This is a genomic window from Riemerella columbina (assembly GCF_030517065.1).
Taxonomy (GTDB): Bacteria; Bacteroidota; Bacteroidia; order Flavobacteriales; family Weeksellaceae; genus Riemerella; species Riemerella columbina_A.
Window position 1 is genome coordinate 839111 of sequence record NZ_CP103950.1, and the last position, 19135, is coordinate 858245.

The 19135-nt window shown below is 33.5% G+C and carries 13 protein-coding genes; 8 read left to right on the forward strand and 5 right to left on the reverse strand.

All coding sequences use genetic code 11. From position 1 onward, the window contains the following. Positions 1 to 181 precede the first annotated feature (181 nt). From NYR17_RS04105 to NYR17_RS04125, 5 genes are all read right to left on the reverse strand, one after another. The gene (locus NYR17_RS04105) at positions 182 to 847 is read right to left on the reverse strand and encodes a hypothetical protein (RefSeq protein ID WP_302506623.1); all 666 of its coding nucleotides are present in this window, start codon (positions 845 to 847) and stop codon (positions 182 to 184) included. Beyond that, positions 848 to 3742, reverse strand: coding sequence for an HsdM family class I SAM-dependent methyltransferase (locus NYR17_RS04110; protein WP_302506624.1), 2895 nt, complete (start codon positions 3740 to 3742; stop codon positions 848 to 850). It abuts the gene before it with no gap. Positions 3743 to 3863: 121 nt separating this feature from the next. Further along, complete coding sequence (locus tag NYR17_RS04115) at positions 3864 to 4484, reverse strand: hypothetical protein (RefSeq protein WP_302506625.1); 621 nt, start codon at positions 4482 to 4484, stop codon at positions 3864 to 3866. 3 nt (positions 4485 to 4487) lie between these two features. After that, positions 4488 to 4937 carry a DUF3408 domain-containing protein gene (locus tag NYR17_RS04120; protein ID WP_302506627.1) on the reverse strand — a complete coding sequence of 150 codons (450 nt, stop codon included), beginning with the start codon at positions 4935 to 4937 and terminating at the stop codon, positions 4488 to 4490. Beyond that, positions 4934 to 5695: a ParA family protein gene (locus NYR17_RS04125; protein WP_302506628.1), complete on the reverse strand. Its 762-nt coding sequence runs from the start codon at positions 5693 to 5695 to the stop codon at positions 4934 to 4936. Before NYR17_RS04125 ends, NYR17_RS04120 begins: the two co-directional genes overlap by 4 nt. A 639-nt stretch (positions 5696 to 6334) precedes the next feature. Between NYR17_RS04125 and mobA the strand changes: the two genes are divergently transcribed. From mobA to NYR17_RS04165, 8 genes are all read left to right on the forward strand, one after another. Further along, entirely contained in the window at positions 6335 to 6763 is a 429-nt protein-coding gene (gene mobA, locus NYR17_RS04130) for a conjugal transfer protein MobA (protein WP_302506629.1), read from the forward strand. Positions 6764 to 6768: 5 nt separating this feature from the next. Next, positions 6769 to 8055 carry a conjugal transfer protein MobB gene (mobB, locus tag NYR17_RS04135; protein WP_302506630.1) on the forward strand — a complete coding sequence of 429 codons (1287 nt, stop codon included), beginning with the start codon at positions 6769 to 6771 and terminating at the stop codon, positions 8053 to 8055. A gap of 43 nt (positions 8056 to 8098) precedes the next feature. Continuing rightward, positions 8099 to 10096: a conjugal transfer protein MobC gene (mobC, locus tag NYR17_RS04140; RefSeq protein WP_302506632.1), complete on the forward strand. Its 1998-nt coding sequence runs from the start codon at positions 8099 to 8101 to the stop codon at positions 10094 to 10096. 127 nt (positions 10097 to 10223) lie between these two features. Beyond that, the gene (locus NYR17_RS04145) at positions 10224 to 14906 is read left to right on the forward strand and encodes a hypothetical protein (RefSeq protein ID WP_302506634.1); all 4683 of its coding nucleotides are present in this window, start codon (positions 10224 to 10226) and stop codon (positions 14904 to 14906) included. A gap of 42 nt (positions 14907 to 14948) precedes the next feature. Then, on the forward strand, positions 14949 to 15794 hold the full coding sequence (locus NYR17_RS04150) for a hypothetical protein (protein ID WP_302506635.1): 846 nt from the start codon (positions 14949 to 14951) through the stop codon (positions 15792 to 15794). Further along, positions 15775 to 16173 carry a fibronectin type III domain-containing protein gene (locus NYR17_RS04155; protein ID WP_302506637.1) on the forward strand — a complete coding sequence of 133 codons (399 nt, stop codon included), beginning with the start codon at positions 15775 to 15777 and terminating at the stop codon, positions 16171 to 16173. The genes NYR17_RS04150 and NYR17_RS04155 overlap by 20 nt, the downstream gene beginning before the upstream one ends. Positions 16174 to 16237: 64 nt before the next feature. Continuing rightward, the gene (locus tag NYR17_RS04160) at positions 16238 to 18145 is read left to right on the forward strand and encodes a hypothetical protein (protein ID WP_302506639.1); all 1908 of its coding nucleotides are present in this window, start codon (positions 16238 to 16240) and stop codon (positions 18143 to 18145) included. Then, entirely contained in the window at positions 18129 to 19109 is a 981-nt protein-coding gene (locus NYR17_RS04165; protein ID WP_302506640.1) for a hypothetical protein, read from the forward strand. The genes NYR17_RS04160 and NYR17_RS04165 overlap by 17 nt, the downstream gene beginning before the upstream one ends. The last annotated feature ends 26 nt before the right edge of the window (positions 19110 to 19135 follow it).

Below are 19135 nucleotides of genomic sequence, written 5' to 3' on the forward strand. Positions count from 1 at the left end.
ATAACACAAATGTATAGGCACACTCTTAACGATTATACTTTTGGCTTGTTTTGGAATTTGCTGGCGGGGAATGGCTGGTTTATAAGGGGGGGGAACTTTATGTAAGAAAAAGGCCAGAGAACCAAAAACTTCATTACATTTATGATAGTAAGAGATATGGGAAAAAGATTAAAGATTTACTTTATAACAAAATCCATAAATGAATTAAGTGAACTTTATCACTACTCCTGTGTGCAAATGATCTAAAGGTACAGAATTCATTATTATGCTCTATCATACTTAATATTTCATCTTCTTTCCAAATATCATTAGTTTTTGATAAATCTATAATCCAACTATTTATTGTATTATGCCAATAATTAAAGTCTTTATCCTGCACAAACCCAAGTAAACCACATTCAGGCAATCCTTTTCCATGTTTTTCATTTTTAAAACGTTCAATTCCTCCATTATTGTTATCACCAATTACATACTCTTTTTCTCGTTTCTTCCCAAAAGAATTTGATAATATTTTTACTTCCCATACAATTATTGGCTTATTATGAACCCCTTCCTCTACTTTATGAAAATAAAAATCAGGAATACCTTTCGTTCCAAAGAATGTATCTGAATATTGGTTTTTTACTCCAATATTAGGATGTGATTTTATAAAAACCTCTACTTGTTCTACATATATTTGTGTATATTTGTTTTCATTTAGAGGTAGAGCTAAATTTGATTGGCTTAATGCCTTTTTAAAAGCCTTACAAGATTTTTTAAGACATTGATTAATAAAATCAATAGTTCTATCTTTTTGACCAGTCAAAAAAAGAGGAGAACTTATATTTGAGTATTCTTCTGCTATCATCTAGAAACCTGCATTTGAAAAATCTGAAAAACATTTATCTGCATCTCGGTAAGCCGTTAATGAAAGCCAATACCTATATTGATTTGGTTTCACAAAAACAATGGTATCTTTTTGAGGGTATAATTTTATTATCCTATTTACCGATAGATGAGCTGAAATATCATTAGTTGTAAGCCCTTGAATATCTAATTCGGACAAATCGTTGCCAAATTTTGGGTCTATATTTTCATTATCGTACTTAAAAACAGTTGCTATTAATGAATTTTTTAACTGAACAACATCAGATAATCTAAATTTGCGGTTTTTGTTTTGATAGATGGCATTTAAGGCTCGTGAAAATTCAGCCCCATAATTTGAGATAATTGATAGTAGATTATGCTGTTTTATTGGTTGTAAGGCTTTTGAATTTTCTCCATTTCTAAGAAACATTTGCATTATATTATTAACTTCACTAATGATTTTGTTATCCATTTCGGATAATAAAAGATTTATATTAAAATCAAAAGGAAGATTTAATATATCTTCTTGTTTACAAGCTGTATTTTTATAAACAAGTAATTTTCCACTTGTACATATATTGTAGAATTTCAAAACATCAATATTGTTTTCAAAATAAGATGTTAATTGTCTTAACCTTTGTTCTTCAGATGAATAAAAACCAACAATTTCATTTGAAAATTTTATTTGTTTATCATTATATGAAAAAGGTAATTCAATATTTTCTTTAATTAAAAAGTTAGGATATTTGTAAACTTCTTTTTCTTTTAGTCCTTCGAAAGATGATATATACTGTTGTGTTATAAAAGATGATTCTATTTTATCTCCTAAAAAAGCATCATTATGTAAAGATTTAGCACCTCCAGCTCCTTCCCCATAAATCCCATAATTTTTAAAAAATTCTTCTATTTTTTTTGTGTTAGACAATTTTTCAATTATTTGTTTTATTCTTCCTCCTCCTAATAGATTATTTTTCCAAATAAATTTATTACTTATTGCAGTTTGACGATTTACAAAATGTAAGTCATAGTCATCTATTTCAAAAATTATTCGCTCTTTAGTAGCTTTTGTTCTTCTGAAGGTTAAATGTAATATGTTTCTTGAAAAATTAGGTTTTCCTTCTTTGATAAAAACAGCAGCAGTCTCCACTTCTAGAGGAGTTTCTTTCTTTTTCCCATCAACAGAGAAAGAAACTTTCTTGTTGTCCCATAATGATCTATTTCTTGCAAGAGCCGTAAAATCTAATATTTGGACAACATTTGTTTCTGTAAGCAATGTTTCTAGGTAAAATCTTGATCCAGTATTATATAGTATTCCTGAAGACTTTACCAATAGACATTGCAATCCCCCCTTCTTTAAGAAAGAGTATGAATCACCTAAAAACTTCAAAGCGATTTGATTGTTTGGAATTTCTATCTCTTTTTGAATAAATTTGGTAGTGTTTTTTTTAAAATCTTTTGTACCTCCCCTAACATAAGGAGGATTGCCAATTACTAAATTGAACTTTTTATCTTCAATGACTCTACATTCAAAAAAATCGGAATGAATTAAATTCGTTTTCGTTAAATCATCAAATTTCAATTCATTTAAAATCGTTAAAGGATTTAATTCATTACATAAAGCCAAACTTAAACTGAACGATGCTAGCCGTACCGCTTGCTCTTCTTTATCAACGCCGTAAATATTTCTCAATATTGACTTTAAAACATTAATATTTGGAGTCTTCATATTGTTTTGGAGTCGCCATATCTGCACTAATCTCTTAAAAGCCACTACCAAAAAAATTCCCGAACCGCAAGCAGGATCTAAAATTGTGTATTCCTTTAAATTAAAGTCCTTATATTTTTTTAATGGAATGCATTCATCAATCAATAATTTTGCTAAATGCAAGGGAGTATAATATAATCCTTTGTCTTGTTTATTCTCTGCTAAAAACTCTTCATATAAGCGACTAATTAATTCCACAGGAATTTGTTTAAATTCAAAATATCTCCAATTTGGAAAACCTAATTCAAGTTGTTTTGAATCTAAGTCTGTTTTGTCAGTATTTAATAAATCTGCTATTAAAGATAAGTCTACTTTTTTTAGTTGATTTTGCTCTTCTTTTTCCCATTTAAAAACATTTCCGTTGAAATTATGATTTAAATCCGAAAGAAGTTCAACAAATTTACCTTCTTGCCTTAAAACATCATTAAAGGATGATGCTTTATTATATTTCTGGAAATACTTTTTCGATAAGAGTTTATTACCATTATCATCAATTGTTTCCTCTAAATATTTTATTAGGATAGATTGAACTATTATTTTATTAACTATTTCAGTTGAAATAGTAGTAAACTCAGTTGTTAGTTTTTTTGACACATAACGAATATTGTCAATCAACTTATCATAAGCAGAATTTTGGAATTTAAACTTATTTTTTAGTTCTTCTTCCTCCCAAAAAATTCCACTTTTTATTTTTATAGCAAATTGTTCGTTATATAACTTATGAACTCTACCTGTTAGTTTAAGTTTTTCTATTAAATACTTTGGCTTATAATCTTCTGTTATATGTTTTGTACAATCAATAATCTTTATTTCTGTATTGTAAAAGAAGCAGGCTAATGGAACTTCACCACTACTCCAAATATTTGTTTGAATTTTAGCCAAGTCATCCTCCATTGATTGATCGAAATTACGATCTGTAAAATCAAATAAATATACTTGAGGTTTATAACTTCCATTAAGTTGTTTTCTAAAATAAACTGCCGAAGCTTCTAATTCATTAGCTTTTTCTAGATGAAATTTAACTTGAGATTTGTTACAGTTGATGTCCTCTACCAAAAACAGACAATCATCACTCATAGCAAATCCAAGATTTGCTATCAATTGATGAAAATTACAACTGTTTTTAATCATTTTAAAATATTTACTCAGTTTAAAATATTTGACAAATTTACGAAAATACTTCTTTCCTACTTATTTTTTTTGATTAATTTATATACTCTACTTTCAAAAAAATCTACTTTTAATATTTCTCTCACACAAAATCCTCAATATCAAAGTCCTCTTTACCTTTTGTAGGAGGACTTTTTAAGTCCCTATCTAATAGTTCAGAAACTCGTTTTTTGGCTTGTGGTAATACTTTTTCAATTTCGTTTAGTAATTCGGTATCACTGAGTTTTTTGGCTATTGAGGTAGCCTGTTGTTCTTCCTCTTTATCCAATTCTTTCTTTGTGAACAAAGGCTCTACCTGTGCTAATTCCTCAAAAGATAGTCCCGTAGCAAAATCATCGTCTTCTTCGGGGGTACGCATCGCTCGGAGGTCCTCTTCCTCGTCTTCATTGAGTTCTTTGCTAAATATCGCTTCCAGTTCCTCTTCAGGAATTTGTGCAGGAATAGAAGTTTTTTTAGGTTCCGGCTGTACCTTTACAGATTCCTCGTTTGAAGATGATGGCTCTGTAGTTTCTTTCGCTGGCTCATCAACTTTGGGAGCAACAAATTTACTCTTACCTATCACTGTATAAGACTCTCCCTTTTTAGGTTTTGGGGGACTCCCACTTTTGGGATTGGAAGTTTTATTTTTGGGTCTTAAAAAATTTCTTTCCCATAATAGAAAGAATATGATGATAAACAACAGGATAATAATAATCTTTTCCATAACTTAAAATATTGGTTTATACTTGTCTTTAAATGCTTTTTTAATTTCTTTTTCATAGCGATTAAAATGTTCTTCTAACAGGTTATCGAGATAATTGTAAATAGATATTTTGTCCTCTCCAATTACCTGTACTATTTGAACAATCCTGCGATGAAACTCGGGGCGGATATACACTGATTTTCCATTTCTTGCTGAAGTTTCTCCAGACCTAAAAAACAAACTTTCATAGGTTTCTACATCTGTTTTCTTAAGCCTTGTAGATGTTGATGCCTTTTGTTCAGGCTTGAGCATATTTGCAGGTTCTATGTTCTGAGTTTCGTTATCTGAAACAATCTCATCTTTAATTGGCTCTGATGTTTTAGCCGAATCTTTTACAACTGATATCTCCTCTCTTTTTCCTGCCATTAGCTCCATTAACTCGCTTTCGTTGATAGGATTTCTTTTCTTGCTCATACTTCTATTATTTTTACAAATTCCTTAATAAAATCATCCAAGTGGCAACCACTCATGAGTCGTTCGTCCGCAGGCATTAAGGTGGAACGAAATACATACTTCTGATTACCACTTCCATCTTTTCGGAAGCGTTTGCTGTCCGAGATAAAACTCTGCATCATAGACAAATTCAATTCTGCAATAACATTTTCGTAGATTTTATACAATGGCGATTTTTCTCGTCCATCGACTTGGTTCCAAAACAAATGCACGGTTTGTATAGCACTCTCCATATTTTTAGCAATGATATTGGAAAGTACTTCTGTAAAACTAAGGGTACTTTCAATCACCACCCTATCGGCAGTGATGGGCGCAAAAATATGATTGATATGGGACAAAACGGTCAGGATTCCTGCGGTATTAACCGTTCCCGGCATATCAAATAGCACTACATCAATATCATAAGGCGTTTCGTTGATAAACTCATCTGCCTTTTGAATCGCCTCATTGGATTGGCAAGTGATAATCGGATAGGCTTTTTTGTTAATCGTACTGAATTGCTCGTGAGCTTTCTGTTTAAAATGTTCATTCTGCATCACGATTTTTAAATCTTGCTCTCTTAAATTGCTGATACTATGCTGTGGGTAATCACAATCGAATACTACTACATTATAGCCCATTCGATAATGGAGCAAGCTGGCGACTAAAATCGTAAAAGTAGTTTTTCCTACACCGCCCTTTTGAGTGGCAAAGCTGACAAATTTGGGTTCTTTTTTCATACTCATTTTTAATGGATATTTAATTTATGTTCTTACTTATCTATATACTTATATGCAGACATATCTATCTATACACATACATATTTACTTACTCATATACATCTGTATTTAGGTACATTCGTACTTATGTAATTGAATACATAAGTACTTATACATTTACCTACATCTATACATTCATATCTACATAGTTGAATACATACCGATTTATAGATATACATACTCACTTATGTACTTATTTACGCATATACTTACCTGCGTAAGTAGGTAGCTATGTAGGTATGCACATACATTTGTACGCACAAAGGAACATCAAATAGGAATATGGTTGAAATAGGCGGTATTTATTGGCATTCTATGGCGTTTTATGGCACTTAAAAAATCATTGTTAGCCCATTGTTTATCCGTTGTTTTGCTATGGAAACAGAATAATAGGTAGCCTTTAAAAAAGACAGGGTCTTTTTACCAAAAATAAAGGCTATTCACAACACGAACGATAGTGAGTGTTTTCTGTTCACCCGAACAGAGCAAGTTGTGTTTTGAGGCACCGAAAACCTATTTCGGCACTCAAAACCAACTTGTCCCTGCAGGAGGCTAAAATTCCTCCGAAGTCGGATTTTTTAATATTAAAATGGATATAAAATGGAAAAAGATAATAAGCAACTACCACAAGGCGGTCGTCCGGAGAAATTAAATCCCCGCAGTCATCGCTATGTATTTCGATTGAATGAGGAAGAAAACGCAAAGTTTTTAGCCTTATTTGAGCAATCAGGCTTGAAGGTAAAATCACATTTTATCACTTCGGTTTTGTTCAGTAGAGAAATTAAAACGGTAAAAATTGATAAAACTGCCATTGATTTTTATACCAAACTCACCGAATTAAACGCTCAATTTAGGAAAATAGGCGTCAATTATAACCAGATTGTCAAGATACTTTACCGCCATTTTTCAGAAAAAAAGGCAGGGGCATACCTTTTTAAACTCGAAGAACAGACCAAAAAGTTAGTGGCTTTAAGTGAAGAAATCAAACAGATTACGCAAAACTTTGAACAAAAACACTTAAAAAGCTGAGTGATATGGTGGCAAAAATTGGAAGAGGGAGTAATCTTTTGGGAGTGCTTTTGTACAATTATGAAAAAGTGGAAGATGATAATGGCAATATTCTACACACACATCATATGATACATCCTTTGGATGGTCAATGGGATACTTCTGTTTTGGCTCGTTCGTTTGAACCATATTTAGTAGCCAATCAAAAAACTGAAAAACCAATCCTACACATTTCTATCAATCCTGACCCAAAAGATGAAGTTTCAGATCAAGATTTCAAAGAAATTGCTGCCGAATATATGCAAGAAATGGGATATGGCAATCAGCCTTTTGTGGTATTTAAACATACAGATATTGAAAGAACGCATATTCATATTGTTTCTGTTTGCGTAGATGAACAGGGCAAAAAAATCAATGATGCTTTTGAGAAACGAAAATCAATGCGAGTGTGTCGTGCATTAGAAGAAAAGTTTGGGTTGCAATCCGCCTTAGATAAAAAGGAAGGAGAAGACAAAGTCTTATTTCAACCTGTGGATTATCGCAAGGCAGACCTCAAAAGTCAGTTGGCTTCTATTGTTCGTTATATCCCTCAGTATTATCAATTTCAAAGTCTGGGAGAATATACCGCCTTGCTCCAGCTGTTGAATATTGGCACCGAAAAAGTGGAAGGCGAATTACACGGAGAACATCGGAGAGGATTGGTGTATTTTGCTTTGGATGAAAACGGAGAAAAGGCGAGCAATCCCTTTAAATCCTCATTATTTGGTAAAAAGGCGGGACTTCCATCATTAGAAAAGCAAATGGAAAAGCACAAGCCTCACTTAAAAAAGCAGGATAAATCATCGCTTAAACAGCATATTAAAAACGTTTTAAAAACAACCCAAAGCAAGGCAGAATTTAGAAAGGCTTTAATACCGCATAAAATATCGGTGGTTTTTCGTGAGAACGACCAAGGCAAATTATATGGAGTAACTTTTATCGACCATAATTCCCGTTGCGTTTGGAATGGTTCACGATTGGGGAAAGACCTTTCCGCTAATTTCTTTCATAAACATTTTACCCAACAAGAACAGCAGCAGACCACACCCGAAAACCATTCACAACAATTCAATCCGAATGGCGCAGATACAGAGGTAATTTTAAATGATAACGATTATCAAGAAACCACCTATTACGAGTATGAGTACGATTACCCAACGATTAGGGCGTTGTTTAGTCTTTTACCCGAAGAGCAAGGAGTTGATTACGAAGAAGAAGCCTTTATCAATCGAATGAGGCGTAAGAAAAAGAAAGTTAAACAACGAAAAAAATAATTTTTCAATCAATCATTTTTTAATCTTTAAAATCTATATAAAAATGCAAAACGAAGACGATTTAAGAGGCTTGGCAAAAATAATGCAGATGATGCGTGCCGTAAGTGTTATTGTGGTGCTAATGCACCTCTATTGGTATTGTTATGGCTTTTTTGAACGGCAAGGCTGGACATTAAGTATTGTCAATAAGGTATTGCAGAACTTTCAAAAACATCCAGGCTTGTTTAATCATCAACTGTATACGAAAATATTTTCGGTTATATTATTAGCATTAAGTTGCTTGGGTACCAAAGGCGTAAAAGATGAAAAAATCACTTGGCGACAAATTCATATCGCTTTGGCGTGTGGTATTTTGCTATTCTTTGGTAATTTTTGGATTTTGAATTTGCCTCTGTCTTTTAGCGTTCGAGCCATACTCTATATATTGACTACTTCCGCTGGATTTATATCGCTACTTATGGCTGGAGCTTGGATGAGCCGATTATTGAAAAGCAACCTTATGGAAGATGTTTTCAATATCGAGAACGAATCCTTTATGCAAGAAACACAACTCATGGAAAATGAGTTTTCGGTAAATCTACCCACAAAATTTTATTACAACCAACAATGGAACGAGGGCTGGATCAATGTCATTAACCCTTTTCGTGCAACGATTGTTTTGGGAACACCTGGTTCGGGTAAGTCCTATGCCATTGTAAACAATTATATCAAGCAACAAATCGAAAAAGGCTTTTCAATGTATATCTACGATTTTAAATTTGATGACCTTTCTACGATTGCCTATAACCATTTATTAAAACATTTAGATAAATACGAAGTTAAGCCCCAATTTTATGTCATAAACTTCGATGACCCTCGTAAGAGCCACCGCTGTAATCCCATCAATCCTCAATTTATGACGGATATATCCGATGCGTATGAGAGTGCTTATACGATTATGCTCAACCTTAACCGAACTTGGATACAGAAACAGGGGGATTTCTTTGTTGAATCGCCTATCATTTTATTAGCGGCTATCATTTGGTTTTTGAAAATCTATGAAAATGGTAAGTATTGCACCTTTCCACACGCCATTGAATTACTTAATAAACCCTATGCAGACATCTTTACGATTTTAACTTCCTACACCGAATTGGAAAACTATTTATCACCTTTTATGGACGCTTGGCAAGGCGGAGCCCAAGACCAGTTACAAGGACAGATAGCGAGTGCAAAAATCCCTTTATCAAGAATGATTTCACCACAATTGTATTGGGTAATGACGGGCGATGATTTTTCATTAGACATTAACAACCCGAAAGAGCCTAAAATTTTGTGCGTAGGGAATAATCCTGATAGACAAAATATCTATTCAGCAGCCTTAGGTTTATACAATTCCAGGATTGTAAAACTTATCAACAAAAAGGGGCAGTTAAAATCGTCTGTAATCATTGATGAGCTGCCTACGATTTATTTTCGTGGACTAGATAACCTAATTGCCACCGCAAGGAGTAACAAAGTAGCCGTTTGTTTAGGTTTCCAAGACTTCTCGCAGCTTACTCGCGATTATGGGGATAAAGAAAGTAAGGTAATCCAAAATACAGTAGGTAATATTTTTAGCGGACAAGTCGTCGGCGAAACCGCGAAAACCTTGTCTGAGCGTTTCGGTAAAGTTCTGCAAAAACGCCAAAGTATGACGATTAACCGTAGTGATAAATCCACCTCGATTAGTACACAAATGGATAGTTTAATCCCGCCCAGTAAAATATCCAACCTTACGCAAGGGATGTTTGTTGGTTCGGTATCGGATAACTTCGACCAGCGTATTGACCAAAAGATATTCCACGCCCAAATTGTAGTAGATAATGAAAAGGTAGCCAAAGAAACAAAGGCTTATAAGAAAATACCTGATATTTTATCATTCAGTGATGAAGAAATGAAACAGCAGGTAGAAGCGAATTACAAGCAAATCAAAGCCGATATTGTAACCCTTGTAGAAAGTGAAATGGAGAGAATTGCTAATGATCCTAATTTACAACATTTGATTGAGAAGGATACATAAAACGATTATCTATAAGACTATGAATACATGGAAATTAAATGTTAAAAAAATTGTTTTCCTGAAAAATAAGATTACATTAGCACTCTAGAGATTTTTATAAAAAAATCACAACAAACAGGTGCTAATTATGCAAAAAATTCTACTCTCGGTATTATTAATCCAATTTTTCGTTTCAAATTTATTTGGAGGAAGTATTATAAGAGATTCAATTAGTTCATTTCCTGAAAGGAATAATATAGAATCATTTAAAGAAAAATCTGATTTATTTGATAACATTTTAACCTATTCAAAAGATCCAAGTTTAGAGAAAGAAAAAGGGAAAGCCATGGGGGCTTTTGAGGAAATAGACAAAGAAGGCAGGTATATTAGTAAAATCAATCCCAATGAATTAACTGAGTTTCCAATTGGAATTAGAGAGAGGAAATCAAATACAGAGTATGGGTTGGTTGTGACAAAGGCAAAATTTACGCCAGAATATGCTTTAATAAACATATACGCACGAGTAATTACGCCACAAAGAGGGCTAGAAGGAGGGAAAAATGTACTTTATTTTGGAGCGGAAAATGTCAAACTATCTTATGAGGGCAGAATAATTGGAGATACTAAGTTATCGCTTTTGGGGGATGTATATATTCCATTTAATCAGAAAAAATGGCTACTTACTATAGAGGGAGGCAGGCTTAACAAAACCAATGGAGAGAGTGAGAATAGTAATAGTTATGTAACAATAGATTGTTATGGGATAAAAGAATTGTCTCTTAAAGGGAATTTACAAATTTCTAGAAATATATTGGTTCCATTAGATGACAATGGGAATATTTTACCAGAAATAGGTTCAAATGGAAAAACTCAACGTGTTCGTGGTGATTTTTTGATAAAAGCAAGTGATTGGAATGATCTACTTGTGAATGTAAGCTTAACCCCTTTTGCAATAACCTCACAAATAAAGAAACAAGATAGAGGTTTTTTTTCATTTTTAGTCAATAATGCAGTTTTAGATTTAAGTGATTTACGTACAGATCCCAATGTTGTATTTCCTGAATATTATGAGAGGAATGGCTATTTAATTGCAGGTAAATCATCATGGAGGGGATTGTTTATAAAATCTTTATATGTAGGACTTCCACAAGAATTTAAAGATGAAGAACATATAGATAGGCGAGTTTCTTTTCAAGCTCAGAATTTAATAGTAGATTCTTATGGAGTTTCCGGCAGTTTCTCTGCCAATAATGTAATTTCTTTAGAGAAAGGTATCACAAGTAGAGAAAACGCTTGGCGTTATTCAGTAGATAAGATAGGAGTAGATTTAGCAGCCTCTAGAATTGTAGGGGCAGATTTAAAAGGAAAAATACAATTACCCGTTCAAAAACTTCGTCCCAACTCTGATGATTCGTCCAATTATTTAGGGTATGAAGGAGTGATAACAGAAGACGAGTATTTAATATCTGTTAGCACCATAAATCAATTAGAGTTTGATATATGGAAAGCAAAAGCAATTATAGCTCCTGGCTCTTCTATTGAGATGCAGGTTAGAAATCGAAGGTTCTACCCTAAAGCGATACTAAACGGAACGATGAGTATTCAAGCTAATGCGGAAGCTTCAGAAAAAAGTCCGGATTCCACAGATAAATATGATGTAGGATTTAAAGGGATTAAGTTCGAAAGTCTAACACTGCAAACAGAAATGCCTTTTATCACGGCTAAATATTTTGGTGTAGAGGGAGAGCAAAAATTAGCAGGATTTCCGGCAAGCATAAAAAAAATATATATAGAGGCCGATAAAAACTATGCAAACTTAGGTTTTGAAGTTAGTGTAGGATTACAAGAAAAGCGTTTTTCAGCTTCAGGAGGTTTGCAAATTAACGGAGCTATCATTACTGAGGACAATCGTCAAAGATGGGAGTATGACGGTTTAAGTCTTTCAAAATTTGCTTTAAGAAATGTAGATATTGGGGTCGCTACTGTATCGGGAACCTTGGAGTTTATGTCCAAAGATCCCTTGTACGGAAAAGGCTTTAAAGCCTTTTTAAATGCTAAAATAAAGTCGTTACAGGATGCAGAAGTTGGAGTTAATGCCATTTTTGGGTATAGTACTTTTAGATATTGGGGATTTGAGGGAAGTGTAGATAACCTGAATATTCCCACGGGAGCTACCGTTAAGATAACTGGATTTACAGGTGGGGCATTTTATAGGATGGTTCCAGATAAGGAGATGAGTTTGTTGTATAGTGATAGGGCGTTGGTAATGACTCCCGATGAATCTGTGGGCGTTGCATTAAGAGCAGGCGTATACGGAGCCGTTAAGGATAAGGATGTAGCTTCTTTTATGGCTGGATTTAACATCACTACAAATGCCAATGGAGGGCTTGCTAATATAGGGTTCATAGGAGAGGCAACGATTATGAGTGATTTATCTTCTCTTATTCCTTCTGGAGGTCCATTACCTACCGTGCAAAATAAATTTAGGAGCTGGATAAATAATAGTAGGTTTATAGATAATATAAAAAATGAGAATCATATAAAAACCTTTTTAGACATTCAAGATGTTGATGAGCAATACCCACTAACAGAAGATATTAAAGGAAATATTTATGCAAAGCTGGCCATGAACTACGACTTCAATAATAGTGTATTTCACGCCAACTTAGATGTCTATATAAATGTAGCCAATGGTGTAATCGCTGGAATAGGACAAAACGGAAGAGCGGGCAATGCAGTCTTACATGTTGCTCCAAATGATTGGTATTTGCATATAGGAACACCTAATGACATGATTGGTCTCAAAGTAGGCTTTGATAAATTTTTTGTGCGATCAGGTAGTTACTTCATGGTAGGAAATCATATACCAGGGAGTCCGCCACCACCAGCAGAAGTAGCTCAAATTTTAGGTTTACAATTAAACGATATAGATTATATGAAAAACCTGAATCAACTTGGAGAAGGAAAAGGTTTTGCTTTCGGTTCTCATTTTAAGTTTGATACAGGGGATATGACCGCATTGTTCCTTTATGCTCGTTTTCAAGCAGGTTTAGGGACAGATATCATGCTTAAGAATTATGGTCAAGAGGCAAAATGTACGAACAGAGGTGGGCACCAAATAGGGATACATGGATGGTATGCTAATGGGCAGGCTTACGCTTATTTACAAGGAGAATTAGGGATAAAAATAAAACTATGGTTTGTGAAGAAAAAAATCCCTATTATTAAAGCTGGGGCAGCAACCCTTTTACAAGCAAGGGGGCCAAATCCTTTTTGGGCGAGAGGTTATCTAGGAGGACATTATAACCTTTTGGGAGGATTAGTAAAAGGAAACTTTAGATTTAAGTTAGAATTTGGAGAAGAATGTAAGTTAGAAAATGCCACTGTTTTAGATGGAATGAAAATAATTACCGACCTTACCCCTTCAAAAAATGCTACCGATGTGGATGTTTTTGCCATTCCTCAAGCGACTTTTGCTTTCAAAGTTGATGAGCCTATCATTATACCAGAAGATGATGGAGATCATACCTACAAGATTATATTGGATAAAATGACCATCGTAGATGAACAAGGAAAGGAAATAAGAGGAAAAATAGAATATCCAAACGCTAAAGACATAGCCAACTTCGTGTCAGAAGAAGTACTTCCTCCTAATAAAAAATTAAAAGCTATAGCACAAGTAAGTTTTGTGGAGAAAAAATCAGGGATGTATAACGTGGTCATGGTGAACGGGAAAAAAGCTATTGAAATAGAAGAGAGAGAATTCACTACGGGGACAGCCCCCAATACAATCCCTCTGAGCAATATTGAGTATGCTTATCCAGTTGTAGAACAAGAAAATTACTACACAGGAGAGACTAACAGAGGATATATAAAACTAAAAAGAGGGCAAGATTATTTATTTGATGATCCTGTTTGGAAGACTTCTATCGAATTTAAAAACAAAGAAACGATTCTAAATAGTGATTTTGATTACAATACGTCAGATAATATGGTAAGCTTTGCCGTTCCTAAATTATCTAAAAAACAAAATATTTCTTTTGCAATCATAGCAAATAACAGCCAACAAACTGAAAATAAAAACGAAATAAAAAAGCTAACTAAAGAAAATACCCTAGATAAAGAGGGGACTTCCATTAGCACAGAAATAACCACAAAAGCAGCACAAAATATTTCTAAAGATGGAAGAATAGAAAGATTATCTTATAACTTCAGGACTAGTAGATATAATACTTTCAAAGAAAAATTAGCCAAGTTAAACTTTACACCTCTTTGGAAACATATTAGCTCAGACGTAGTGAGTTTACAGAATAATATGAATGCAGAGGAGTATTTTGATATTGCAGAACTCGTAGGAACAAAATATACTGGCAACAAACCTTTGATAGAGCTTTCAGCTTTAATGAACGACGCCTTTGCCAATAAATTTAAAACGCTCATTTATGATTCTTATCCACTAGAAGGGCTTACATTAAATCGGGAGAGTAATAGTTCAGATATTGCGGGAATTCCACCGATTAAAGGTTTCTCAATCTATACTTCGTATCTACATTATTTAGAATCAGACAAAGGCTTTTATTTGCTGAAAGAGACATTTCCTTATGCTTATAATCTTTTTGAGTATTATAAATCAGACTGGTATGAAATTGTGTCAAAAGCAGCCTCTAAATATATTGAGATACCTTCAATTCAAAGACCGGAAGGAATTAATGCTTTATTGGAATCGAATTATGGAATAATCCCAAAAACAAAATACGGGGTAAAAGCAAGCTACATATTACCTGGAAATCAGAAAGGAACTGAACAGATTTTTTACTATAATTACAAATAAGGTGAAAAATTGGAGAAATATATTAATTTAATACAGCCTATAATGCAGAAACTATATCATTATATAAAACAAGTGGGAAACTACGCTAGAATACCTAAAAAAATTATTCCAATTATTTTTAGTTTTTTGTTAGCCTTTCAGCCATTGGTACTGAAGGCTCAACAATACCCTGTAAAGATGGTACCAGTCTTGTTGCCACCCTATAGTTTAAAGCTGAGTGAATATGCTACAAGTACGCAGACAAAGTTGCGCTTACAAGTCATGATGACAGACTTGCAGGAGGCACAACACCCCACGGGCATAAAGTTTAGCTTAGAAAGTTCGTTAGGCGCAGTTCCTATAGCCACTAGCCAAAGTTTTGTATCTGGGATGTCTCCTTTTACGCTGTATCCAGGCAGTAATATAACGCTGACCAATGTTGATTTAAGATCTCTGTTTGAGTTGCAGAATTTAGCAGGCTTAAATGCTTCACAATATGCACAAACTTTACCAGAAGGAATTTATCAATTTTGCTTTCAGGCATACGATTATTATACCAAGCACAATCTTTCCGCAAAGACTTGTGCACAGGCCTATTTAACACAATATGAGCCTCCTCTACTCAATCTCCCTCAGAATGCAGAAAAAGTACAAGTTGAGGGCGATATCGTAGGCAGCAAAGGAATCGTATTTCAATGGATGCCAAGGCAAGTCGCCCCCAATACCCATTATATATTCATTTTAAAAGAACTATGGGATGCAGGACGCAGTCCTGTAGCTGGATTTTTATCCTCTCCTATATTATGGAAAGAAAAAACTTATGCAACAAGTTTATATTATAGTCCCGAGAAAACGCGTTTAATTCCAGGGGAAACGCTATGCTTGGCAGGTGCAAGCAGTAAGCGGTAATCCAGTAGTTGGCGCAAATCCTACCGAAGATAATGGAGTGTATAAAAACAATGGGCTCTCCGAGATATTTTATTTTGATTATGTAGAAGATTGTAAGGTGCCTACATTTTTAATGGCAAAAAATGCAGGTAGAGGACGCGTGGAGCTTAGTTGGACAATGCCCGGACAGCCCTCGGGATTATACAGTATACAATACCGAAAGAGAGACAGCAATACGGATTGGCAAACCGAAGAAAGTTACCAGACCAAATATATACTCACAGGCTTAGAAAATCAGACTGAATATGAATACAGAATAGGAACAGTTTGCGGAAATCTACAGAATTTTAACCCTTCACCGCTAGAGGGGAGAGACTTCTGGCAATGCATATGCGTATAGTGCGATACAATATTTTACAACAGATAGCGAAGAAAAAGAAAGTAGTAAATACCAGTGTGGTGTAATGCCATCTATAGATCTTACCAATAAAGCCCCATTGCAAACCGCATTAGGAACCAATGAAGTCTTTATGGCAGGAGATTTTCCAGTAACAGTACTATCAGCACAGGGTAGCAATGGCATTTACAGCGGAGAAGGCTATATACAAGTGCCCTATTTAGGAGATGCCAAAATAAAAGTAGTCTTTAATAATATTAAACTAAATACCGATAAACAACTGATAAGCGGTGTGGTGGAGACTACGTATGATGCGAATGAAAGTGCCATATCATTTGTATCAGAAGGCATAGGAGAACTCTTTGGAGATGAAGGAGTAAAAGACATTACGTTAAACTACACCATCAAAGGAATAAAATATGATGAAAAAACCAAAAGAATCATCATCATAGGCGATGCAGGTGCAGGTAATGAAAGCGACAGAGGTTCAGGAGAAGACAGCCAAGATGTGTTGCCAGGCGGCAAAGATTATACCCTTACCGATGCCAAAGGCAATGTTTGGGCTGTCGACGAAGAGGGGAAAGTTACCTGTAAGTCAGGTAACGATAGAAGTAATGATTTAGAAAATATAAAAAATATTTTTGGTAGTAGCGGCGGAATAAATAAAAATATAAAATTTATTTATGAGGAAGATAAATATCAAAACGGTGCTATGATAAATGCGATGCTTGATGGGGAAGACTTAAATATTTCTGTTAAAACAGCTGAATCTGACACAATAAGCTTAAAAGGTGACTTGGTTTGGATTTTTGATAAAAAAGAAATAGCAAAAGGCAAAAATTTGGTAAATGTGGTAATCCAAAATAAAGATTTATCAAATAAAACCTACAAATTAGAAATAAAAAAAGAAGGAAAAAAGATAGCAAATTTAAAAATCAATTTTTATAAGATACCAGTCTTGTCATTTAGTTTACCTAACGACTACGACCAATCTTTTTTGTTTGATGATGAATTTATAAAAAATAGTAATGTAAGGAAAAATTATGAACTACTATCTAGCATCAAAGATTATCATATACCGGTAGTTGCTGTAGGAAAAGATAAGATTGCGAAACTAAAAATGAAGATAAAAGGACTTCCGGATGAAGTGAAAAATAATAGCAATTTTAAAATAGAATTAGAAATGGAAAACAGAAGAGAGGGAGTCGAAATAACAAATGCTGTGATTGATAAAACTAATATAAATAATTCATTTTTAGAAGTAAAACCATTATCGACTATGAATGATAATGACCCTCCTATGTATATAAATGCAAAGTTTAAAAATAAAGTTATCGGCAAAGTTAAGTTATATTGTTATCCAGTTGAAGAAAAAAAATTACAATTAATATATGTGAAATGGGGGAAAGATAATTATAGAAATGTATCTGATAATCAGATTTTTAATTTTTTAAAAACTAAATCTATGAATCAGTTATTCTTTAATTTTATTGACAAACCTACTTATAAAATGGATTTAAGTAAAAATGAAAAATTAGGAAAACAACTAGATTCATTACTTACTAATTATAAAAACACGAGTAAGGAAGGTGCAGAATTATTAACTCTACTAAAACAAGAATATCAAAAAGAAAATACTATTATTGATGGAGAAGACTATTTCTTTATTATCAATAGGAGTGTAACTTTACCAGATGGAGGCGAATTAGGTGGTTTTCACTATACAGGTAATGAAGGTGGAGTTTTATTCAAATATAAAGATCCTGCAGATGATGCCACTGCTCATGAAATGGGGCATTGGCTTGGCTTAGAGCATACATGGAAAGAAGGTACTCCAATTAAGATTCCGCAATCTCAAACACAAAATAACTTTATGGATTATAATATTAAACGAAAGTCTTGGTTTGAATATCAAATGAAAAAAGCAATAAAAAATCATAAAAATAAAGAGAAACACAATGAGAAAAAAAACTAGAATTTCATTCCTAATATTGGTAATTTTCCCCATTATTTCAACAGCTCAAATAAAGAAATATACCATCCGCCAAATGAAAGATACCATAGCAAAATACAACAATATTTTTGAGGCATACGATAAGTTAAAAAAGGGTACTTATTCTGCCATCGGTGATTATGTCAATAGACGGGATTTTCCCTCTTACGATTCTATCCGCAATGATGTAGAATTAAAAAAATCACTGCTCGGTCTTTTGGATATAAAAGCCTACAAAAGGCAGCGAATAAAGGAGTTTGAAGACAAATTTAGAAAAGATATATCTAAAAAGAATTTTGATTCATTGCAGTTTACAAGAAATTATTTAAAATGGTATGTTTGTGATGAATGTAGTTCAAAGAGATTAAAAAAATTAACAGACAGTATAGAAAGTACGCCCACTATTTTTAAAACAGTTTTTGCATCTGCTGTTGCAAATCGATTGAAGATTGAACAAGAGTATATTATGAATAGTAATATGAATTTTGAGAAAAAGAAAATTGTGGATTTTCTATACCCTACACAATGGGAGGAAGTAAGGAATTTTGTAAAAGAAAACTGGGATGATATTGCCCCGACCAGTTACAGGAATAAAATTTTGATAGAAATGAATGACCGTGAAGCTCAGCAAAAATTTGAAAAATATTTTACAGAAGCATTATATTCTGGAAAATTAAATTATGATGACTATCTATTTGCCAGAAAATTATATTACAATAAAAACTTAAAAACGAAACTACTACTTAAAGTGTTAAAATGCCCTGTAACCTATTATGTTGATTTTTTTGAAAAAGCAGAAATAACAACTCAAAACAAAGATTTACCGTTATTAAAAGAAGATGCGTTTAGAGAATTAACTTCATTCCCCCTTGAAGAAAAAGCCTTTAAAACCCAAGGTAAACCAGACTATAATAAAGTAATTAAACACTTTCAATCTATTAAATAAAAATAAAAACACTCTGCTTCATATTG